The sequence below is a fragment of the bacterium genome, assembly GCA_024228115.1.
GTDB lineage: Bacteria > Myxococcota_A > UBA9160 > UBA9160 > UBA6930.
The window spans coordinates 1-20,754 of sequence record JAAETT010000607.1; the positions used below are offsets into that span (position 1 = coordinate 1).

Here is a 20,754-nt window from a genome sequence, read left to right on the forward strand (position 1 = left end):
CGGGCCGGCGGTCGTGAACATCACGACCGAACAGGTCGCCCGGCGTCGGCGTTCGACCCCCTTTCGCGGCGACCCGTTCTTCGAGCGCTTCTTTCGCGACTTCTCCGAGCCGCGTCTGCGCCAACGCGCCCAGAGCCTCGGCTCCGGTGTGGTCATCGACGATGCGCGGCATGTGCTGACGAACGAACACGTGGTGGCCCGGGCGGACGTCATTCGTGTCACCCTGGCTGACGGACGCGAGTTCGAGGCGGAACTGGTCGGTGCGGACCCGAACAACGATCTTGCTGTGCTTCGACTCCTGACGGAGGAAGACATCCCCTGGGTGGCCCCGGGGAGCTCCGGGGATTTGATGGTAGGCGAGCCGGTGATTGCCATCGGAAATCCGTTCGGGTTGTCGAATACGGTGACGACCGGTGTCGTCTCTGCACTGAACCGTTCGCTTCGCGCGGACGACCGCACCTACCATGGCTTTCTTCAAACAGACGCTTCGATCAATCCTGGCAACTCCGGCGGGCCACTCTTGAATGCGAATGGCCAGCTGGTCGGCGTCAACACCGCGATCTACGGTGGCGGCGCCCAGGGCATCGGTTTCGCGATCCCCATCGATGTGGCCAAACGCATCGTGGCCGAGCTGATCACCAAGGGCGAGGTCACACCCGTCTGGCTGGGGCTCGATCTCCAGGACCTGGATCCGCGCCTCTCGGAACTCCTCGCCTTGCCCGAACGCACCCGCGGCGCCGTCGTGAGCCGGGTGCGCAAGGGCGGCCCGAGTGCCGGAAGCGGCCTCGCACGCAGCGATGTGATCACCCATTTCGACGAATCCGCCGTGGGCTCCGCGCGTGAGCTCTACGACATCCTGGGCCGCAGCACGCCGGGCCAGAACCACCGGCTGACGATTCAGCGTGGCGGCAAGAGGCATGAATTCAGCTCGCGGGCCGAGGAGGTTTCGGCGGAGACCATCGGAAACCTCAGCGTGGAGTTGTTGGGCCTCGGTCTCTCGCCCGATGAGGGCCACTACAGGGTGGATTCCGTCCGAGAGGGCAGCGGTGCGGCCAGGATCGGCTTCGAGCCCGGCGACCGGATCCTCGCGATCGGCGGGCGCGTGCTCGAAGACGAGAGCGCCCTCAGAAGGGCGGTGATCGATATGCGCGGCCAGGCCCAGACACAGGTCGTGGTTACACGCGGGCAACGCCGATACCATTTGAACGTTCCGCTTTCCTGAGCGGCCGTGGGGGTCGCCCGGCGGGGGCAAAAGCCGGATGCCCAGCATGGGCAGAAGCCGGATGGCTTGGAACCCTCGGGCCCCGAGCGGCGTCATACTGGACCCAAGTTTCGAGCGGAAAGCCGGGAAGAGCCCGGAAGACCGCGCGAGGAGAATCAGCGACCCATGCGAATGTCTCGGACTCTGCGTTGGATCTTGTTCGGAGGGGCGGCCATCGCGTTGCTGCTCGCCTCCGGCGCGGTCCAGATCGACATCAACGTGCGGGACAACGTGGCCCGGGCCGTGGAGGCGTTCGACCCGACCGAGAACGGGCCGGCCCTCGCCACCCCGGCGCTCTGGAAGGAAGGCTCAGGCGACGTGGCCGTGGCGCCTCCGATCGGAGCCCCGCCGAGCTTCGCGGACCTGGCGGAGCGGGTCTCGCCCGCCATCGTCAACATCCAGACGAAGAAGACGGTCGGCGCCACGGGCCGAGGGCCGCGGGGCGGCCTCGAAGAGTTCTTCGGAATGCAGCCCCTCTTCCGCGGCCCGCGCCAGGTGCCGAGCCTCGGCACCGGATTCGTGATCCGAACCGACGGCTACATCGTCACCAACAACCACGTCGTTGCCGACGTCGATGAGATCAGTGTCCATTTCAGCGACGATACGGTTCTCGAAGCGAAGGTGGTCGGCCGGGATCCGAAGACCGATCTCGCCCTCATCAAGGTCGAGTCCGAGGTCGAACTCAGTGCCCTCGCCTTCGGAGATTCGGACGCCATGCGTCCCGGCGATTGGGTCGTGGCCGTCGGAAACCCCTTCGGGCTCGAGCACACCGTCACCGCCGGCATCATTTCCGCGAAGCATCGCCAGATCAATCGGGATGAGTCGCGACGCTTCGATGACTTCCTCCAGACCGATGCAGCGATCAACCCGGGCAACTCGGGCGGGCCGCTGCTGAACCTGAAGGGCGAGGTCGTCGGTATCAATACGGCCATCAACCCGCGGGCGAACACGATCGGCTTTGCGGTGCCGATCAACCTGGCAAAGACGATCCTGCCCCAGCTCGAAAACAAGGGACGCGTCGCGCGTGGCTACCTGGGTGTCGGCATCCAGCCCATCGACGCGGACAAGAAGGAACTTCTCGACCTCGAGAACCTCGAAGGCGCGTTGGTCGCGAGCGTCGAGCCGGGTAGCCCGGCGGAGCGAGCCGGGATCCAACGCTACGACGTGATCGTGGAGTTCAACGGCTCGGCCGTCACCGAGATGCCGGAGCTGCCGAAGCTGGTCGCCTCCACCCCGGTCGGAAGTGCTGCCGAGGTGGTGGTCGTCCGTGAGGGCAAGCGCAAGAAGCTGGATGTGACCCTCGCCGAACTCGATCCGGACGAAATCGCGGATGCGGGGCCCGGTGAAGACGAGGAGACCGGCACCTACGGTCTCGCCGTACAACGCCTGACCCCGGAGATCGCAGAGCAGCTCGGTCTGGAAGAGGCCGAGGCCGGTGTGGTCGTGAGTTCGGTCGAACCTACGAGCCCGGCCGAAGAAGCCGGCTTGCGCCGCGGTGACCTGATCGTGGAGGTGAACCGCCACCCGGTCGGTGGCGTGGCCGAATTCCGCAAGCACATTGGCGAAAAGAAGGCGGGCGCCATCCTGGTGGTACGCCGTGGCGGCTCGGAGCAGCTCGTCGCGCTGAAGCCGACTGGATAGGGCCTCCGCAGGGCCGAACTTGCCAGCAGGGGCGTCGTGCATAGGCTTCGTTCATGCGTCTTGACAAGCTCACCCTGAAGAGCCAGGAAGCCCTCTCCGAAGCCCAGAGCCAGGCGACTGCCCGTGGGCATAGCCAGATCGCCTCTGCACATTTGCTGCGGGAGCTGCTCAGCCAGCCCGAGGGCAGCACGATCCCGATCCTCCAGAAGATCGGGGTTTCCCTCGATGCGCTGCAGGGCGAGGTCGAGCGCCTGCTCGAGGCGATGCCCAAGGTCCATGGCGGGAGCCAGCCGACGATGTCGCCTGGCCTTCAGCGCATCCTCGACCGTGCGTTCGAGGAAGCGACGGCGCGCAAGGACGAGTATGTCTCCACCGAGCACCTGTTGCTCGCCATCGTCCACGACACACAGGACGATTGCGGGCGGCTGTTGCGCGAGAGCGGCGCTTCTCGCGAAGCCGTGGAGCAGGCGCTCGAGAGCGTCCGCGGAAGCGCGCCGGTCACGGATCAGGACCCGGAATCGAAGTACCAGGCGCTCGCGAAATTCGGACGGGATCTCACGGAGATCTCCCGCACCGGGAAGCTCGATCCGGTGATCGGGCGCGACGAGGAAATCCGTCGTGTCATCCAGGTGCTATCGCGTCGCACGAAGAACAATCCGGTCCTGATTGGCGAACCCGGCGTCGGCAAGACGGCGATCGTCGAAGGCCTCGCCCAACGCATCGTGGCCGGGGACGTGCCCGAAACCCTGAATGATCGGCGTGTGGTTTCGCTGGATATCGGCGCACTGATCGCCGGCTCCAAATACCGCGGAGAATTCGAGGATCGGCTCAAGGCCGTGCTGCGCGAAGTCGCGGAATCCGATGGCCAGATCATCCTCTTCATCGACGAGCTGCATACCATCGTTGGCGCCGGTGCAGCGGAGGGCGCGGCAGATGCCGCCAACATGTTGAAGCCCGCCCTCGCACGTGGTGATCTGCGCTGCGTCGGCGCCACGACCCTCGACGAATACCGCAAGCATGTCGAAAAGGACGCGGCGCTGGAACGGCGCTTCCAGCCCGTGGTGGTCGGCGAACCCAGCGTGGAGGACACCGTCTCCATTCTGCGCGGCCTGAAGGAGCGCTACGAGGTGCACCACGGTGTGCGCATCCACGATGCCGCGCTCGTCGCCGCCGCAAGCCTTTCCCACCGTTACATCTCCGATCGCTTCCTGCCGGACAAGGCCATCGACCTGATGGACGAGGCGGCCAGTCGCGTGCGGGTGCAGATCGATTCGATGCCCGAGGAGCTCGACCAGCTGGAGCGCAAGCGCACCCAGCTGGAGATCGAGCGCGAGGCACTCAAGAAGGAATCCGACAAGGTCAGCACCGAGCGCCTCGAGAAGATCGGCGGAGAGATCGCCGAGCTCCAGGACGAGGCCGGCACACTGAAGACCCGCTGGGACAACGAGAAGGGCGCGATCTCCCGAGTGCGCGAGCTGAAGGAGGAGCGCGAGACGCTCACCGCCGAGCTCCAGCGCGCTCAGCGAGGAGGCGACCTCGAGCGAGCGGCGGAGATCCAGTACGGATTGCTGCTGCAGCTCGACCAGGACGTGGAGGCGGAGCAAGCCCGCCTCGACGATCTCCAGAAAGAGGGCTCCGTGCTCTCCGAGGAAGTCACCGCCGAAGAGATCGCCGAGATCGTCTCGAAGTGGACGGGCATTCCCGTCTCCAAGATGATGGAAGGCGAGCAGGACAAGCTGCTCCGTATGGAAGACGGCCTGCGCAACCGGGTGGTCGGCCAGGACGAGGCACTCGAAGTCGTCTCGAACGCCGTGCGCCGGGCCCGCGCAGGCCTGCAGGATCCGAACCGGCCGATCGGCTCGTTCATCTTCCTCGGCCCCACCGGTGTGGGCAAGACCGAGACCGCGCGAGCCCTGGCCGAGTTCCTCTTCGATGACGAGCAGGCCATGATCCGCATCGACATGAGCGAGTTCATGGAGAAGCACTCGGTCTCACGGCTGATCGGCGCGCCTCCGGGCTACGTCGGCTACGACGAGGGCGGCTACCTCACCGAAGCCGTTCGCCGTCGCCCGTACAGCGTGGTGCTCTTCGACGAAATCGAGAAGGCCCATCCGGACGTGTTCAACGCGCTCCTCCAGATCCTGGACGATGGGCGCCTGACCGACGGCCAGGGACGGACCGTCGATTTCCGGAACACCGTCCTGATCCTCACCTCGAACCTCGGCAGCCAGTTCCTGGTCGAGATGGACGAGAGCCAGCGCGATCAGATGGAAACCCAGGTGATGGAGGCGCTTCGCGCCCACTTCAAGCCCGAATTCCTGAACCGGGTCGATGACGTGATCCTCTTCCACCAGCTGCAGCGGGAGCACATCGACCGGATCGTCGACATCCAGCTCGAACGGGTGCGCGCGTTGCTCGCGGATCGCCACATCGAGCTGACCCTCACCGATGAAGCCAAGACCCTGTTGGCCGACAAGGGCTACGACCCCCACTACGGTGCCCGTCCGCTGAAGCGCGTCCTCCAGCGCATGATCCAGGATCCCCTGGCCATGAAGATCCTGGAAGGCGAATTCCCCGAAGGCACCAAGATCGAAGCCGACGCCCGCCTCTCGGGCGACGCCCTCGAGTTCCGCCAGCAATAAGTCAACGGGCGGGGACGGGGTTTACAATTGACTTGTGCTGGTAGAGGTTGCCGTCGCTGAAGCCGAGGCGGCGGTACCAGGGGCGTGTGCCTACCGCGGAGATGACGGCGAGGGAGGGATAGCCGGATTCGGCGGCGAGCTGAGCGGCTCGTTCGACCAGCTTGCGACCCAGGCCGGCGTGTTGGGCAACGCCTTCGGAACGCTCGCCTAGCGCGCGAGCATTGCCGTAGATGTGAACCTCGCGAAGCAGGGCTCGATCGCGAAGTTCGGGTTGCGGCGCTTCGACGCGTGGAAGCGTCAGCCGGGCGAAGCCCGCGATGCGACCCTCGGCCGTGGCCAACTCCAGGAAGACCTCTTCGCCGAGGCCGCTCCTGTAGGTCCGGGTGACGAGTTCCAGACGAGCCGGGTCGATCGTTCCGCCACGCACCTCCCGGCTGCGGATCTCCGCGAGCTGGCCGCCCTGCTCTTTCACGTGGGCTTCCACGATCTCGCGCAGATTCGTCTTGCGATTGCCCACCACGATATCGGGCGAGGGGATGTCTCGGATCACCCGACTCACTCGACACCACGCAGGAACGGCGGGCAGACATCGGGCCAGCAGGCCGACCAGCTCTTCGTGGGAGTAGGGCCGCCAACCGCCACGGGCGTAGACGTCCATCAGCTCGGCCGTTTCGAGCAGGCTGCAGGGATAGATCTTGAGTTCGTCGGGGCAGAGCGCGGGATCCTCGAAGAGGCGGGCGAAGTCTTCTTGGTCGCGTTCGGGCGAGGAACCGTAGAGGTTCGCCATCCAGTGGGCGTGCAGCTTGAAACCGACCCCGCGCAGGCGCGTCATGGCGCGGCGGGAGGCGTCGACATCATGGCCTCGGCGGTTCGCCGTCAGGATCGAATCATCGAGGCTCTGCAAGCCGAGCTGTACCTTCGTCGCGCCGAGGCGCCTGAGCCGAAGGACCTCGGCATCGGTCACGTGATCGGGCCGGGTCTCCAGGGAAAGGCCAACGCAGCGGGAGCCGGCCGACTCGTTGGCGTGGTGCGCGGCCTCCACTCGGGCCCAATCGGCCTCCTCGGGTCCGTCGTCGGGCGGGGGCGTCTGGGAAGGATCGAAGCGGTTCAACGCCTCGAACAAACGCGCGACGAACCAGCGCTGGTAGCGCTCCGGGTAGGCCGACCAGGTGCCGCCTAGCACGATCAGCTCGACCTTGTCCGTGCGATGGCCCATGTCGTGATAGGCGCGCAGGCGATTCCACGCCTGGCGGAAGGGATCGAAGCCGTTCTCCAACGCGCGTTGACAGCCCGGCTCATCCGCCAGATAGCTCTTCGGCATGCGCACATCGTCCGGGCAGAAGATGCAGCGGCCCGGGCACGGGTGGGGCTTCGTCAGCACCGTCACCGGCAGGATCCCCGAGAGCGAACGCGTTGGGCAGGTTCGCAGGCGTTCCGCGAAGGCCGCCTCGGACACGGGCCAGCGGTTCGGCGCCCCCCGAAACGCGCGCAGGATTTCGCGTTTCGAGAAAAAACCGCGCCCATCCTTGGGGTGCCGGCGCAGGATGGCATCGAGCGCACGATCGTCGAGTGGGCCCTCGCCATCCAGGGCGAGCAATTCCCCGATGATCCGGTCGAGGTCGTGCTCTCGTGCCAGCGCCGATAGACTCATCCCGCTCATGTCTCCCGAGACCGTACGCGCCCTACGGGCGATCAACGAGCGATTCTATCGAACCGAGGCGAAGCTGTTCGCCTCGAAGCGAACCCGGCCCTGGGCCGGCATGAAGCGGGTGCTACGCGAGCTCCCGATGCCGCCCAGGAGCGTCCTCGACGTGGGTTGTGGGCACGGCCGGTTTGCAGCGCAGCTCCACGCCATGGGCGAGGCCCCGGAGTACACCGGCGTGGACGGTTCCGCGGCCCTTCTCGAGCTGGCCGCCGCCCGTACGGATGTGCCTGCGCGCTGCCGCTGGCTGGAGGTCGATCTCGAGGAGGAGCCCCCGGCTCTCCCTGAAGGCCCTTTCGACCTGGTCTGCCTCTTCGGCGTCCTCCACCACGTCCCCGGAGAGGCTCGCCGCAGAGCGCTACTTCATTGCCTCGGTGAACGCGTGGCCCCCGGCGGAACCCTGGCCCTCGCCTTCTGGCGCATCCAGGCCGACGGCGTCGAACGCCGCCGACCCTGGGCAGACGCAGGGCTTCGCGACACGGATGTGGAACCCGGCGACCGCCTGCTCTCCTTCGATCGCCGTCCGGACGTCTACCGCTACGCCCACTTCGCCGACGACGCCGAGCTGATGCGCGTCGAGACGACCCCCGGGCTCCCGCTCGCGCTGCGCTTCACATCGGACGGCCCGGGCAAGGCGGCCAATGCCTACTTCCTCTGGCGGCGACCTGAATGAATCCCATCCGACGCCAACTCTCGGGTCCGGAAGAGATTGCCCTCGCCATGGACCGGGACGAACCGATCCGTCTACTCCTCGTCGCTGAAGAAATCTCGGACCCCGCCGCGCGAGCCATCGTCGAACGGGCCCTCGCCCGCGGCATCCCGGTACGTCCGACGAGCGCGCGTTCCTTGTGGCGTCTCGGCAAGACCGATCCGCCCGCCGAAGTTCTCGGCTTGTCCGGCCCGCCTCCCGACGCGAGCCAGGAGGCCGTGCTGGCGGGCGCTGGCTGCGCCTGGCTGTTGGTCGGTCTGGCTTACCCGGGCAACACGGGCTTCGCGATCCGTGCGGCAGAGGTCTCCGGCGCGGACGCCGTCTTCGTCGATGGCGCCCTCCTACACGAAGGGCGCCGGGAGGCCCTGCGCGCCTCGATGCGCGCCGACCGCTTCCTGCCCGTCTTCTGGGAGCCCGCGAAATCCACCATCGCAGCCGCCAAAGCCGCTGGGCGACGAATCGTCGCCATCGAAGATACCGGCGACCGCTCTCCCTGGGAGATCGACCTCACGGGCCCGCTCTTGCTCGTCGTCGGCGGCGAGCGTCACGGCATCCCGCGCGAAATCCAGGACAGCTGTGACGCCATCCTGCGCATCCCCATGCGCGGCTTCATTCCGTCGTACAACCTGCAAGCCGCGATGTCGATCGTCGCCGGCGAGCGTCTGCGTCAGCTGGCCCAGGGGGACGACTAGCTACGCCTAATGATGGTCGTGGCCGCCACCGGCCTCGTGACCCATCCCGCGAACCTCGGCGATTGCGGTGAGCGTCTCGCCACCGTCGAGTTCGAGCACCAACTCCACGCTCTCGCCCACGGCGGGCAACTTCGGCTGGATCAGCATGATGTGCAGCCCCATCGGCGCCAGGGTCACGGCTCCGCCCGCGGGCACCTCGACGGCTGCAACCGGCGTCATCCTGGCGACACCCTCTTCGACCTTGCTTTCGTGCAGCTCTGCTTTCTCGGTAAGCGCTGAATGAACACCCACCAGGCTACGCGCGACGCTGCCATGGTTCGCGAGCGTGAGGTAGGCCGCAGCGTTCGAGCCCGGCGGGGGCTGGCGAACCCAGGCATCGGTCACTGCGAGGTCACCTGCAAATCCCGGGGCTGCGACAGCCAGCATGAGAAACATCCAGAACCAGGGCCGAGTCATCCGCTTCCCTCCTTCAGTGACTGAACGAACTCGAGGGTCTCGAGGAACTCCTCGGGCGCATGCGGCTCATGGAGAACCGCCCGCAGCTGTGCGTCTGGGCCAACCAGGAACACATAGGCCGAGTGCTCGACCAGATAGCCATTCTCGGCTTCTTCGTCGGCCTTGCGATGGAACACCCCGAAGGCACGCGTCAGGGGTTCGATCTCGGAAGGGCTGCCCGTGGCGCCGTCGAACGTGGGATCGAAGAACGCCAGATACTCACGCATCCGCTCCACGGAATCGCGTTCCGGATCGACCGAGACGAACACCACCTTCGGAAACGGCGCTCCAGCCTGGCCGCGCTCCTCGGAAAGACGCCGGGCACCGGCCAGCCCCTGCAACGTGTTGGGACAGACATCCGGGCAATACGTGTAGCCAAAGAAGAGCAGGCTCCAGTGGCCAGCGAGGCGCGAGAGATCGAATCGCTCGCCCTGCTCATCGACCAGCGCGAACTCGGGAATCTCCAGGGGAACGGGCAGGATCGTGCCGGCTTCACCGAGGTCCGGCGCCGCAGACGGAACCTGACTGCTCAGATAGGCGCCGAACGTGACGAGCCCCGTGACCACGAGAGCAACGACCAGGACGACACCCCGGTTCGCCCCCTGCTCAGCAGGGCGCTGCAGATCGTCTCCATCCCGCTCCGTCACGAACGCCTCCGATCACCAGGAAGTCAACCAGCGGGGACGGGGTTACCAATTGACTTTCCGAAGGTAAGTCAATTGGTAACCCCGTCCCCGCTGGTTGACTTCCTGGTGGAGGGTAGCTGCCCTGGGGCTCCTATCTAGCTGGAACGGCTTGGGTTCTTGCCTACCCTCCCCGCCCATGACGGAATCCTCGGCTTCGGGAACCCGCTTCGATCGGGACACCGCCGTTCACGCCCTGGGCGATGATCGCTACAGCATTCGCATCGATCCGAGCTGGTGGATCGTTCGCGGGCCCAACGGCGGATACATCGCCGCACTGCTGGTGAACGCCATGAAGGCCAGCGTGGGCGACCCCAGCCGCGGCCTCCGCTCGCTGACGATCCACTACCTCCGCCCACCTGCCGAGGGCCCGGCGGAGATCCACGCCACGGTCGAACGACAGGGCCGCTCCATGACCACGGTGACCGCCCGCCTCGTCCAGGACGGCAAGCCTCAGGCGCTCGCCGTTGCGGCATTCTCGAAGCCCCGGGAATCCGCCGAACTCCACCACGCCGTGATGCCGGAGGTCGCGCTGCCGGAAGACCTCCCGGAGCGCAACGCTAGTTCGCCGGTGCCGATCCACAGCATGTACGACCAGCGGCCGGCGCTCGGGGCCGGGCCCTGGAGCGAAACCCTCGGCACCCAGGCACTGACCGGCGGCTGGATCCGCCTGGCCGAGCCGCGGGCGATGGACGACACCCTGATCGCCGCCATCGCCGACGCCTGGGCACCGGCCATCTTCGCCGCCGATCTGGCGCGTCCCTCCTTGGGCGTGCCCACCATCGACCTCACCGTCCACGTGCGCACCACCCTGCCCCTGGCCACGATGAAGCCCGACGACCATGTGCTCGTGATCTTCCGCACGCTGGAGGCCCGCGAGGGCTTCCTCGAAGAAGACGGCGAAATCTGGTCCCGGGACGGCACGCTGATCGCCCAATGCCGCCAACTGGCGGTGATGGCGTAGGCGAGGTAAACACAGGGAATCGTGTTGGCGCAGCGCAACAGCTTCTCCCCCTTCTACTTCGGTTGGTTTTTTGGAACCTCCGGGGCGGGGGATTGCTGACGGCGTAGCCAGGCCAGCCAATCTTCGAATTCTAAGCCCCGAGAGAGACCCTCTCGGGGCTTTTTCTTTGCCCATTCCAAAGGAATCGCGCCATGCAGGAACCGCTTCACGATCGAAATCTCGAGAGTCTCCACCGGCTCACCACGCCGGCGAGCCTCCGAGCAGAGTTGCCGGTACCGGAAGCCGTGGGTGTTCAGGTACTCGCCGCCCGCGATGGCGTGCGCGACGTGCTCCACGGCCGGGATCCGGACCGACTCGTGCTCGTGGTCGGCCCGTGCTCCCTGCACGACCGGGACACCAGCCTGGCCTACGCAGAAAAGCTCCGCCGTGCGGCCGATCGCTTCCCGGAGCTTCTGATCGTCATGCGTACCTACTTCGAGAAGCCTCGAACCACGGTCGGCTGGAAGGGGATGATCAGCGATCCGCATCTCGACGGCAGCGGCGACGTCGAAGAAGGCCTGCGCGCTGCACGAGGCCTGCTGCTCGAGATCGGCGGCATGGGCCTGCCTTGTGCGAGCGAGGCACTCGACCCGGTCATCCCGCAGTTCCTGGCCGACCTGCTCTCGTGGGTCGCGATCGGTGCGCGCACTACCGAGAGCCAGACCCACCGCGAGATGACGAGCGGGCTCTCGATGCCCGTCGGCTTCAAGAACGGCACCGAAGGCGACTTGCAGGTCGCTCTCGACGCGATGGTCTCGGCGAGCCATCCCCACCACTTCCTCGGCATCGATCCCGATGGCTCGGTCGCGGTGGTGCGAACACGAGGCAACCCGGACCGCCACGTCGTACTACGCGGTGGACGCAGCGGCCCGAACCACAGCCGGGAACACATCGCGAGTGCTGCACGAAGAATGGAGGAGCAGGGCATCGCCCGCGGCGTGATGGTCGATTGCTCCCATGACAACTCGGGCAAGGATCCGGCCAACCAGGGCTCGGTCTTCCGCTCGGTTCTCCAGCAGTTGCGAGAGGGCCAGACGGGCCTCATGGGCCTGATGCTCGAGAGCAACCTCCAGGGAGGCAAGCAGGATTGGCAGGCCAGCCCGCGCGCCTTCGGTGTATCGATCACCGACGGCTGCATCGACTGGGAGGAGACGGAGGACCTGTTGGAAGAAGCCGCGAAAGCCGTGCGCGCCATCCAGAGCAAGCCCGCGCCCGTGAAGCTTCGACCGGCTTCCTCGAAGCTCGGGCCGCGGGCGGCCTGATCAGGAGGCGTCGACGGAGCGCTGCCCCAACAGATTGAGTTTGAAGCGACGGATCACCTCGGGCTCGATGCGTGTGCCTTCGGCATCCTCGAAGAAGAGCGCATCCTTCGGGCATTGCACGACACACGCTCCGCAGCGGATACAACGCTCGTCGTGGGCGTGCTCGACCTTGCGCTCGGCCTCGAGCTTCTCGAAACAAGCCTCCGGACAGACTTCCCAGCAGCGATAGACGCCATCGCAGCGCTCGGGATCGAAAGCGATCCGCCAGCGTCTCTCTTCGAAATGGCTGCCACCCTCTGTGGGGGTGCTGCCCTCGTAGTCGAAGGTCAGGATGGCGGTCAGGAGCAGCGGGAGTCCGATGGCCACGACGATGGCCGCTGTACCGCCGCCGGCCAGGAGTGTCGCAACCAGAGCAGACGCCACACCCGCCGCCGCCAGTACAAGGCGACGGGCCCGGCCGAGGCGGTCGTAGACCGTGAACACGGCGACGGCCATCGCGGCCACGGCCGCGACCACGGGCAGCGCCCAGCCGGGACGCAGCAGCAGGGTCAGGCCGCCTAGCAAGAGCCCGATGGGCACCGCCCAGGCAGCCGCCATCTCCAGGCGCTCGCGCATCCCGAACTGCACACGACGCATCGCATCCGTCTTCTCCCCGGCCTCGAGGTAGGCCGGGAGATCCTCCAAGCGAACCGGGCCGAATGTGACCTTCCAGCGGCAGCGACGGAAGACATCGAGCGCCAGCGCGCCGGTCGCTGCGAGCTGGGGAAGAATCACGCGACGGTGCTGGACGCGATCGGCCACACCGCAGGTCTTCAGGGCCGTCACGACCTGGTGGGTCGAGAGGTGCCCGCCGGCCGCCGCGCACCAGACGTTGATGCCGCCCGAAGGCGCCACGACCACCCAGGCGTCCTGGCCCTTCAACGCGTGCATCAGCCGACGCACGGTGAGATCGTAGTTCCCGGTGAGCAAAACCGGGCTCGACGCATCGGGCTGGCCGACCGTGCGCAGGCCGGGCTCGGTGGGCCAGGGAAACAAGCGGAAGCCGGCTTGAAGCACTTCGCGCCACCAACTCATCGTTCCGGCTCCGCGACCATCACGGCCAGGCTCCCGAGCAGCCAGCGTTCCTCGGCCTGCACCGCCAGGCCAGCCACTCGCAGTTCACCGACGAGATCAGGCACGGGCCGCGAAATGGTGCCGACCAGGAGCCAGCCCAATGCGGCCTGGGGCACCCGCCAGAAGCGCTGGAGCACGCCGCGAAGGCCAGGCGCTCGCACTTCGTCCGCAACCACGACGCGCCCACCCGGGGCAAGCCGGCGGCGGGCTTCGCGGAGCACGAAGACGCGCTCACTCGCGGACATATCCGAAAGGCACAGGCTGAGGACGACGGCCTCGAAGCCCGCTTCCGGCAGGCGATCGATTTCGGCGGCCGTCTGTTCGAGCCACGTGACACCCGCCTCGGGAAGCCGCGCTTGTGCCTGCTCCAGCATCTCCGGCGCCTGATCGAGCGCGGTGACCTGCGCGCCCGCCGCCACCAGTCGGGCCGTGACCGAACCTGTGCCGCATCCGATTTCGAGAACACGATCTCCGGGTTTGCGCGCGGCGGCCGCGATCACCGCTTCGTGAAGCCGCGTGACACGCCCGAAGGTCAACAGACGCATGCCCGCGTCATAACGCTGGGGCGAGCCTTCGAGCCAACGCATCAAGGCCAGGCTGCTCATGGCGTCAGCAACCGGTGGGCGGCGTCGCGCAGCGCCCGGGCGAGTGCTTCGGCGTCGGGCAATGCGTTTGGATCGGCGAAATGTTGCAGCAGCAACCCGTCGATGGCGCCGATCAGGATCGAGGCCTGAAGCGGCGCATCGAGTTCGCGGGCCAGGCTGCCATCGGCCTGCCCCTCGGCAATGACCTCGACCAGATCGGCTCGCAGCATGCCGAAGTACGCGCCAAGCGAGGCCACATCCTCGAGGCGCAGATCCAGGATCATGCGCCCGAAGGCCGCCCAATCCGGGAAGAGCTTCGCGCACGCCGCCAGCAGCCGATCGATCCGCGCCAGCGGCGGGCCTTCGCCCTGCAGACAGCCGCGGAAGAGCAGGCGCTCCTGCTCGAGCATCTCCCGCACCATGTCGGCGAGCAGAGCCTGCTTGTCCGGGTAGTAGTGATAGAGGCTCGAGCGCCCCATGCCCGCCGCGTCTGCGACGTGGGCCAGACCCGTGCCGCGAACCCCGCGCTGAGAGAAGACCCGGCGGGCCGCCGTGCGGATCTCGTCTCGCTGGGCGCTGGGATCGACCTGTTTCGGCATCGGAACCTCGATCGTTTTCGACACTCTAGTCGATATAGACACCTATGTCGACAAAAAACTTCCACCCCATTCGATTCCTCAATCAAAGCCAAGGTTTGGCCGATTCGAGTCGCGATGGGATGCAGATCCAGGCGGGGATGGATGGCGTGGTGGCTCGCGCTCGCGCTGCTGTGCGCGAGTGCGCCTGGCAGTGCCGAAGAAGGCGAGAAGAAGGCTCCGCGACGCTCGGTCGAAGCCCTCCAGGCCGAGGCCGCCCGCCATCAGCAGGGCGGACGTTGGAGCGACGCCGAGGCCGCCCTGAAGGAAGCCATCGAGCAGGCACCGAACCGCAAGGAGCTCTACGAAGCCCTCGCCCGGGTCCACCTGCGAGAAGGGGCGGAAGCCGAGGCCCCGACGGAACCGCTCGCGACCTCGCCGGCGATCGCCGAGGATCCGTCCCTACTGGAACGCCTGACGGAGCTCGCGCAGCTGGCCCGCCTCTCGGAGATGGGAGAGGAGACCGAGCTTGCGATTCTTGCCGGAGCGGGGCTCCTGTTGTTGATCGTCCTCGCCTTCGGACTGCGCCGCATGCTGACCCGCGATGCTGATCTCGGTGTCGAGATCGAACTGCCACCGGGCCGCACCGGTACCTTCTGTGTGCGCCTGACGAAGAGCAGGCCCGCCGCCCGACGGCTCGGCCGGGACTTCCGTCCTCCGGACCGCGGCTCGACGCCCCTCGAACACTACGGCGTCGCCCGCGAGACGTTATTTCGCGGGGTCCCGACCCGCAGCTGGTGGGTCGTGCTGGAAGGTCGGCTCTCCGACGGGGAGGTCGTCGCCGAGGAGATCGAGGTGGAGCCCGAGCCGGGGAACGTCACCCGGGTGCGCTTCGATCTGGCGCCGGATGTGAGTCTCGTCGACATCAAGTTGTGCCGGGACGGCAAGCCCATGACCGGCCACGTCGCCGTGGCCGGCGACCCGGATTCCCTGCGCCCGGCCAAGAACGGAACCGTGCGTCTGCGTCTCAAGCCCGGCAGGCACCAGCTGCTCGCCGCCGGCGAAGGCCGAGGCGCCGAGCGCGAAATCGAGATCGAGGATCTCGCTCCCCAGCATCTCGAGTGGGATCTGAGCGAGGAGAACGAGCTGCTCTTCGTCGGATGCGACGATGCAGCCCTGCCCTTCCTGCGCGGCGATCTCTCGGTCGCAGCTGCGGCCTTGACCCGCGGCGGCCAGGCCGAGCGCGGTGCCCTGCTGGAAGCCCGTTTCCACCGCAATCAGGGCTCGATCGAGCGCGCGGTCGAGCGCTTCGAACAGGCAGGGCGTCGGCTCGAGGCCGCCGAGTTGCTGGCAGACCACGGCAAGTTCGAAGAAGCCGCCCGCATGTTCGAGAAGGCCGGCGATCTCGAGCGCAGCGCCGAGATGTACAACGCCGATGGCGATCTGCTCCGAGCGGCCAAGGCCTACATGGATGCCGGAGATTTCGAGTCCGCGATCATCTGTTGCCGGGAGGCCGGTGAAGTGCCGCTGCTGATCGATGTGCTCGAGAAGAAGGGTGACTTCTACGAAGCCGGCCGTCTGGCCATGCAGCGCAGCGATATCGATCGCGCGATTCGCGGTTTCCAACGCGTGGATGCGCGGGACGAACACTACTTCGGCGCCTGCCGGATCCTGGCAGAAGCCTTCCAGAAGCAGGGCAAGGACGAGCTGGCCATCCAGAAGGCCGACGAGGCCATGAGTACCCGCAGCGGCGAAGAGCAGACGCCGAAGCTTCGCGTCTGGCACGCAACGCTGTTGGATCGCGCCGGCCGACCGGACCGCGCACTGAAATCCATGGAGAGCTTGCGGGGCGAGCTGCCGGAGCGCATGCCGAACCTGGACACGAGGATCGAAGGCCTGCGCCAGCGGGCGGACGAGATGTCCGGCGGCAATCTCTCGTCGGGCGCCAAGGCCTTCGGCGAAGAGAGCCGCTACCAGTTGCATGAGCAGATCGGGAGCGGCGGCATGGGGGTCGTGTACCGCGCGACCGATGGCCGCCTCGGCCGCGACGTTGCGCTGAAACGTCTACCCGAGAGCCTGAAGAAGCATCCGAAGGCGGTCGAACTCTTCCTGCATGAAGCGCGGGCATCGGCCCGGCTCAACCATCCGAACATCGTCACCGTGCACGACGTGGATGCCGAGGGAGGCATCTACTTCATCACCATGGAGATGCTGCGCGGCTCGAACCTGCTGCAGCTGATACGCACCAAGGGGCGGGTGACCTGGATGGACGCCGCCCGGCTCGGCATCCAGGCCGCGACCGGCCTCGGCCACGCCCATGCCCAGGGCATCATCCACCGGGACATCAAGAGCGCGAACCTCTTCTTCACGGAAGACCGCATGCTCAAGATCCTGGATTTCGGCCTGGCCAAGATGGCCGCCGAAGTTCGCAAGGCCACGACCGTCACCGGCGGCACACCCTTCTACATGGCGCCGGAGCAAGGCCTCGACACCGATGCGGTCGATCACCGGGCCGATCTCTACGCGTTGGGAGTCACGCTCTTCGAGCTACTGACCGCGCGCCGACCTTTCGAGGAAGGCGATGTCGCGGCCCACCATCGCGACACGCCTGCGCCCGATCCACGCATCCACGAGATCGAGCTTCCCGAAGCCTTTGCGGACCTGATCGGAAAGCTGCTGGCCAAATCCCCGGACGGACGGCCCCAGAGCGCCGAGCACCTGATTCGGAGCCTTGGCGAACTGCTGAAGCAGGCGACGGCCTAACGACCCAGCCCCGCGACCTTGCGAGCGGCGTCCAGAATCGGTGCGCAGAGTTCGCGCGCACGCCCTGCTCCCGCAGCGAGGATGTCCTCGAGATCGTCGGGACGCGTCGCAAGCTCGTCGCGACGCTCTCGCATCGGGCCGAAGACGTCCATGATGCGCTCGAAGAGCTCCAGCTTGACGTCGCCGTAACCCAGGCCGCCCGCTTCAGCGCGGGCGAACATCTCCTCGCGCTCGGGCTTCGTCGCGAAGAGTGCCCACAAGGAGAAGAGGGTCTGGTCCGTATCCTTCGGATCCTCGACCGGTGTCGAATCCGTGACGATGCCCATGACGGCTTTGCGCAGCCGCTTCTTCGGCCAGAACATCCGCAAAGTGTTGCCGTAGCTCTTGCTCATCTTTCGCCCGTCGGTACCCGGCACCACGGCAACGGAATCCAGGATGTGCGGCTCCGGAAGCTGGAAGACCTCGTCGCCGTAGGTCTGATTGAACTTGACGGCGATGTCGCGGGTCATCTCGAGATGTTGCTTCTGGTCCTGGCCGACCGGCACGAGCTCCGGGTTGTACTGCAGGATGTCCGCGGCCATCAGCACCGGGTAGGCGAACAGGCCGTGATCGGGCTGGAGGCCCTGGGCCACCTTGTCCTTGTAGGAATGGGCGCGCTGCAGGAGCCCCATCGGCGTGACAGTCGTCAGCAACCACGCCAGCTCGCAGGTTTCGGGCAGATCAGATTGGCGGTAGAGGATCGAGACCGCCGGATCCAGACCGCAGGCGAGGTAGTCGAGCACGAGATCGTGCACCAGACCGCGGCGCTCGCCGGCATCCCGCACCGACGTCATCGAGTGATAGTCGGCGACGAAGTAGATGCCCTGCCCTTTGGCCTGCAGCTCGACATGCTGACGCATGGCCCCCAGATAGTTGCCGATGTGCAGCTCGCCCGAGGGCTGGATGCCGGAGAGGATGCGTTGGGTTCGACCTTCCGAAGCGCTCATTCTGTGTCCACGTAGTGCAGCCAACGGGCGAAGGCCGGTTCCTTGCCCGCGACGACTTCCTTGAACTGCTGGCCGAGTGCACGGCTGATCGGCCCGGGGCATTCACTCCCCAGCTTCTGATCGTCCACGGAAACGATCGGCCAGACGCCGGCCGAGGTGCCCGTCAGGAACGCTTCGGAGGCACCTAGCAAAGCGGCGATGCTGATCGGCTCCTCAACGAACGGGATCTTCGCGTGCTCGGCCAACGCCAGGATCGAGCGGCGGGTCACGCCCAGGAGCACCGATTCCTCCGGCGGCGTGCGAAGCACCCCATCCTCGTCGACCAGGAAGAAGTTCGTGGTCGGCCCCTCGGCGACGAAGCCATGCTCATCGACCAGCAGCACCTCGTCATAGCCTCGCCGGCGCGCCGCCCACTTCGCCGCCATCGGCGAAGTGTAGTTCGCCGCCACCTTGGCATGGGGATGCATGATGTCGGGACGCCGCTGCTTGCGCTCCTTCTCGAGCCAGATCTTCACCTGCGCCGGCGGAGCCGGGACAGGGCCCTGCTTGTGGGCCAACACGTCCGCACGGGGATCGAAGGCAGCGGCAGCCACCGCCACATGGTCATCCACCGGCACGACATCGACCTCGACGGAGGCCAGGAAGGCCTGGATCTTCACCACCCTGGCGCCCGGGTTCGCACGCACAGCCTCTTTGCAGGCTTCCTCGAGCTCCGCCGCACCCAGCTCCAGGGGCAGCCCGACGAGCTCGACCGAGGTGAGAAAACGCTGGATGTGATCCGACAGCCGGAAGATCGCCGGCCCCCGAGGCGTCTGGTGGACGCTCATGAAATCGAAGACCATGGAGCCGCGGGCGTGGCTGTGGGAGAGCACGTGCACGGTCGCATCGGCCCAGGGGACGAGAGCGCCATCGAGCCAGATCCGGCGGTCGGGATGTTGTTGCGAAGGCATGGTTCCTCGGAAAGGCCGGAGGATACCGGCCGCCGTTGGGGACGCGACGTTGCCCCGCGGGGAGATCTCAGATTCGAGACGGCCCGAGCATTTTCTCTGCCACCCAGGAGCCCCTGCCGGCCACTCCCCTACCAGGAGGCCGAAACATGGCCAGTGCGATTCGCAAGGCAAGAAGTGTGGTGGCGATCAGCGCCGGGTTCTACCGGGAACTGGCGATTTCTGCAGCCAGCCTGCTTCCGGGCCGCTCGTAGACCCAGAGATTCCAGGCGGGCATCCGCCCCGCCGATAAGTATGTACCGCGGCTGTTGCGCATTTTAGCCGCGATTTCCAGCAAGCCGTCATGAGCCTCGTGGGCCATGGCGGCTTTGCTGTGGCTGGTGGGTTCTCCCGCCGTCTTCAGCGCTGAGCGCCGACCGCCTCGCCCCGTGCCTCGGGCTCGATGGGAGCCTCGTAGCTCTCGGCCGTCCGCGGCGGAACCCGTCCGCGGTTGAGCAGCGCGGGCTCGTTGGCCTTGATCCAGGTCCGCGCCGCCAGGGCCAGGGCGAACAACAGGCACACACTGCCGCCCAACACGAAATCGTAAGGCGTCAGGCCCAGCACCGTGAAGGATAGGCCCAGGGCTAGCCAGAGGGCTTTGTGGACGAAGGCCCACATGAAACCGGTCCAGGCGATCAGGATTAGCAGGTCGATCAGCGGCAATACGGGCATGGAGGGCTCCCGAGAATGAACCGCGTCCCCTACCTGCGCGGCGATGCAGGCGACCCGTCCGAAAGAAGGACGAAGCGCCGTCGACCCATGCTACGCCGGGCAGGCCCGCCGGGTCAATCGTGCGATTCCCAAAGCGCCGATTGCGAGGAGGAGGCTCGGCTCGGGCACCTTGGATGCCTGGCGCAGGATCGTGGGATCAGCGGTGCGCAACATCGCGGCAAGACGCAGCCCGAACCTCTCGCCAGCACTGCCAACATTGGTGCCATTCAGATGAAGCCAACCGTCCTGCAGCCAGTTGCCTCCACCCGCATAAGCCCGATCGAGAAACCTGAACACACCGCGGCCCCGCGTGACCAGCTCGGCCGCCAGCGTATCGGGCTCCGAAGCCCCGAAATCGATCGTGCCTCGCTCCACGATCAACGGGGCGCCACCCTCGATCGCCAGGACGCCGCGCACCCCGACGAACCGCTGCCCGCGGCGATCGGCCACGAGCACACCGCTCACCGCCCGCGCACCCACGCCTTCCGCGCAGACGACCAGGCCGGAAATGCTCTCGCAAGCCGCCGACGCGTCGTGCAGTACGCCCGGCGCCGCCGATTCCACCACCAATCGAACCGTTGCAGCCGAAGCGGACCCACCGGCCAGCCCCGCCCAAAGGCCCAACACCTATCAGGCCCCCGGTTGTCAACACCTATCAGGCCCCCGGTTGTCAACAGGCAGTGACGTCCCCTGACGCCTGCCCTCTTGGAGCAGCGTTGTTTCTTGGGCGCGTCGTTCCTCCCTCGTCTCCGACTTTCGTTTCTCTCGTCGGGTTCCAGGCTCTGGAGCCTGCACCAAACACCTAGTGGGGATCTTGTTCGGAGCCTTGCTTCGGCTCCGTGTCCCAGAAACTCGTCGGTTCCCTTCCTCGTCCAATCAAATGTGAGCTGGCTTCAAAACCAGTTAGCTCCGGGCTCGAGCAAGGGGCAGAGCTCGTTGGAGGAGC

General features: G+C 66.6%; 18 protein-coding genes. 8 read left to right on the forward strand and 10 right to left on the reverse strand.

What is annotated here, in order from left to right:
- The 3 genes from GY937_25335 to clpB form a co-directional block, all read left to right on the forward strand.
- Positions 1–1,222: PDZ domain-containing protein (locus GY937_25335; protein ID MCP5060039.1), on the forward strand; the 1,222-nt coding region annotated here is incomplete at its 5' end.
- A 165-nt stretch (positions 1,223–1,387) separates the two neighbouring features.
- The gene (locus GY937_25340; protein MCP5060040.1) at positions 1,388–2,902 is read left to right on the forward strand and encodes a Do family serine endopeptidase; all 1,515 of its coding nucleotides are present in this window, start codon (positions 1,388–1,390) and stop codon (positions 2,900–2,902) included.
- A 53-nt stretch (positions 2,903–2,955) separates the two neighbouring features.
- Complete coding sequence (gene clpB / locus GY937_25345; protein MCP5060041.1) at positions 2,956–5,544, forward strand: ATP-dependent chaperone ClpB; 2,589 nt, start codon at positions 2,956–2,958, stop codon at positions 5,542–5,544.
- A 1-nt stretch (position 5,545) separates the two neighbouring features.
- Here clpB and GY937_25350 read toward each other — a convergent pair whose 3' ends face one another.
- Positions 5,546–7,195: a tRNA uridine(34) 5-carboxymethylaminomethyl modification radical SAM/GNAT enzyme Elp3 gene (locus tag GY937_25350; GenBank protein MCP5060042.1), complete on the reverse strand. Its 1,650-nt coding sequence runs from the start codon at positions 7,193–7,195 to the stop codon at positions 5,546–5,548.
- Positions 7,196–7,202: 7 nt separating this feature from the next.
- Here GY937_25350 and GY937_25355 point away from each other — a divergent pair, with 7 nt between their 5' ends.
- Positions 7,203–7,919, forward strand: coding sequence for a class I SAM-dependent methyltransferase (locus GY937_25355; protein ID MCP5060043.1), 717 nt, complete (start codon positions 7,203–7,205; stop codon positions 7,917–7,919).
- Positions 7,916–8,647 carry a hypothetical protein gene (locus GY937_25360; protein MCP5060044.1) on the forward strand — a complete coding sequence of 244 codons (732 nt, stop codon included), beginning with the start codon at positions 7,916–7,918 and terminating at the stop codon, positions 8,645–8,647. The genes GY937_25355 and GY937_25360 overlap by 4 nt, the downstream gene beginning before the upstream one ends.
- Before the next feature lie 6 nt (positions 8,648–8,653).
- Here the strand turns inward: GY937_25360 and GY937_25365 are convergent, their stop codons facing one another.
- Together GY937_25365 and GY937_25370 are read right to left on the reverse strand one after the other, a co-directional pair.
- Positions 8,654–9,103: a copper chaperone PCu(A)C gene (locus tag GY937_25365; protein ID MCP5060045.1), complete on the reverse strand. Its 450-nt coding sequence runs from the start codon at positions 9,101–9,103 to the stop codon at positions 8,654–8,656.
- Complete coding sequence (locus GY937_25370; protein MCP5060046.1) at positions 9,100–9,789, reverse strand: SCO family protein; 690 nt, start codon at positions 9,787–9,789, stop codon at positions 9,100–9,102. The genes GY937_25365 and GY937_25370 overlap by 4 nt, the downstream gene beginning before the upstream one ends.
- A gap of 175 nt (positions 9,790–9,964) precedes the next feature.
- Between GY937_25370 and GY937_25375 the strand changes: the two genes are divergently transcribed.
- Positions 9,965–10,789 carry a thioesterase family protein gene (locus tag GY937_25375; protein MCP5060047.1) on the forward strand — a complete coding sequence of 275 codons (825 nt, stop codon included), beginning with the start codon at positions 9,965–9,967 and terminating at the stop codon, positions 10,787–10,789.
- Positions 10,790–10,980: 191 nt separating this feature from the next.
- Entirely contained in the window at positions 10,981–12,090 is a 1,110-nt protein-coding gene (locus GY937_25380; GenBank protein ID MCP5060048.1) for a 3-deoxy-7-phosphoheptulonate synthase, read from the forward strand.
- Here GY937_25380 and GY937_25385 read toward each other — a convergent pair whose 3' ends face one another.
- From GY937_25385 to GY937_25395, 3 genes are read right to left on the reverse strand one after another with little or no spacing between them, the layout of a single operon-like run.
- Positions 12,091–13,164 carry a copper oxidase gene (locus tag GY937_25385; GenBank protein MCP5060049.1) on the reverse strand — a complete coding sequence of 358 codons (1,074 nt, stop codon included), beginning with the start codon at positions 13,162–13,164 and terminating at the stop codon, positions 12,091–12,093.
- Entirely contained in the window at positions 13,161–13,808 is a 648-nt protein-coding gene (locus tag GY937_25390; GenBank protein MCP5060050.1) for a methyltransferase domain-containing protein, read from the reverse strand. The genes GY937_25385 and GY937_25390 overlap by 4 nt, the downstream gene beginning before the upstream one ends.
- Entirely contained in the window at positions 13,805–14,410 is a 606-nt protein-coding gene (locus GY937_25395) for a TetR/AcrR family transcriptional regulator (protein MCP5060051.1), read from the reverse strand. Before GY937_25395 ends, GY937_25390 begins: the two co-directional genes overlap by 4 nt.
- 117 nt (positions 14,411–14,527) lie before the next feature.
- On the opposite strand from GY937_25395, the gene GY937_25400 reads away from it, so the two are divergent.
- Positions 14,528–17,125 (forward strand): protein kinase, encoded by a 2,598-nt coding sequence (locus GY937_25400; GenBank protein MCP5060052.1) that lies wholly within the window; start codon positions 14,528–14,530, stop codon positions 17,123–17,125.
- On the opposite strand, the gene trpS is transcribed toward GY937_25400, so the two are convergent.
- The 4 genes from trpS to GY937_25420 form a co-directional block, all read right to left on the reverse strand.
- A complete protein-coding gene (gene trpS, locus GY937_25405) occupies positions 17,122–18,111 on the reverse strand; it encodes a tryptophan--tRNA ligase (protein MCP5060053.1) in 990 nt (329 codons plus the stop codon). The genes GY937_25400 and trpS overlap by 4 nt on opposite strands.
- Positions 18,108–19,061: a hypothetical protein gene (locus GY937_25410; protein ID MCP5060054.1), complete on the reverse strand. Its 954-nt coding sequence runs from the start codon at positions 19,059–19,061 to the stop codon at positions 18,108–18,110. The genes trpS and GY937_25410 overlap by 4 nt, the downstream gene beginning before the upstream one ends.
- A 396-nt stretch (positions 19,062–19,457) precedes the next feature.
- Positions 19,458–19,769: a hypothetical protein gene (locus GY937_25415; GenBank protein MCP5060055.1), complete on the reverse strand. Its 312-nt coding sequence runs from the start codon at positions 19,767–19,769 to the stop codon at positions 19,458–19,460.
- Positions 19,770–19,859: 90 nt separating this feature from the next.
- Positions 19,860–20,435 carry a hypothetical protein gene (locus GY937_25420; GenBank protein ID MCP5060056.1) on the reverse strand — a complete coding sequence of 192 codons (576 nt, stop codon included), beginning with the start codon at positions 20,433–20,435 and terminating at the stop codon, positions 19,860–19,862.
- Positions 20,436–20,754 lie beyond the last annotated feature (319 nt).

What these genes read in the sequence shown, in the direction of transcription:
- GY937_25340 (MCP5060040.1), top strand. Translation starts at nt 1,388, where the DNA reads ATGCGAATGTCTCGGACTCTGCGTTGGATCTTGTTCGGAGGGGCGGCC.
- clpB (MCP5060041.1), top strand. Translation starts at nt 2,956, where the DNA reads ATGCGTCTTGACAAGCTCACCCTGAAGAGCCAGGAAGCCCTCTCCGAA.
- GY937_25350 (MCP5060042.1), bottom strand. Translation starts at nt 7,195, where the DNA reads ATGAGTCTATCGGCGCTGGCACGAGAGCACGACCTCGACCGGATCATC.
- GY937_25355 (MCP5060043.1), top strand. Translation starts at nt 7,203, where the DNA reads ATGTCTCCCGAGACCGTACGCGCCCTACGGGCGATCAACGAGCGATTC.
- GY937_25360 (MCP5060044.1), top strand. Translation starts at nt 7,916, where the DNA reads ATGAATCCCATCCGACGCCAACTCTCGGGTCCGGAAGAGATTGCCCTC.
- GY937_25365 (MCP5060045.1), bottom strand. Translation starts at nt 9,103, where the DNA reads ATGACTCGGCCCTGGTTCTGGATGTTTCTCATGCTGGCTGTCGCAGCC.
- GY937_25375 (MCP5060047.1), top strand. Translation starts at nt 9,965, where the DNA reads ATGACGGAATCCTCGGCTTCGGGAACCCGCTTCGATCGGGACACCGCC.
- GY937_25380 (MCP5060048.1), top strand. Translation starts at nt 10,981, where the DNA reads ATGCAGGAACCGCTTCACGATCGAAATCTCGAGAGTCTCCACCGGCTC.
- GY937_25385 (MCP5060049.1), bottom strand. Translation starts at nt 13,164, where the DNA reads ATGAGTTGGTGGCGCGAAGTGCTTCAAGCCGGCTTCCGCTTGTTTCCC.
- GY937_25390 (MCP5060050.1), bottom strand. Translation starts at nt 13,808, where the DNA reads ATGAGCAGCCTGGCCTTGATGCGTTGGCTCGAAGGCTCGCCCCAGCGT.
- GY937_25400 (MCP5060052.1), top strand. Translation starts at nt 14,528, where the DNA reads ATGGCGTGGTGGCTCGCGCTCGCGCTGCTGTGCGCGAGTGCGCCTGGC.
- trpS (MCP5060053.1), bottom strand. Translation starts at nt 18,111, where the DNA reads ATGAGCGCTTCGGAAGGTCGAACCCAACGCATCCTCTCCGGCATCCAG.
- GY937_25410 (MCP5060054.1), bottom strand. Translation starts at nt 19,061, where the DNA reads ATGCCTTCGCAACAACATCCCGACCGCCGGATCTGGCTCGATGGCGCT.
- GY937_25415 (MCP5060055.1), bottom strand. Translation starts at nt 19,769, where the DNA reads ATGCCCGTATTGCCGCTGATCGACCTGCTAATCCTGATCGCCTGGACC.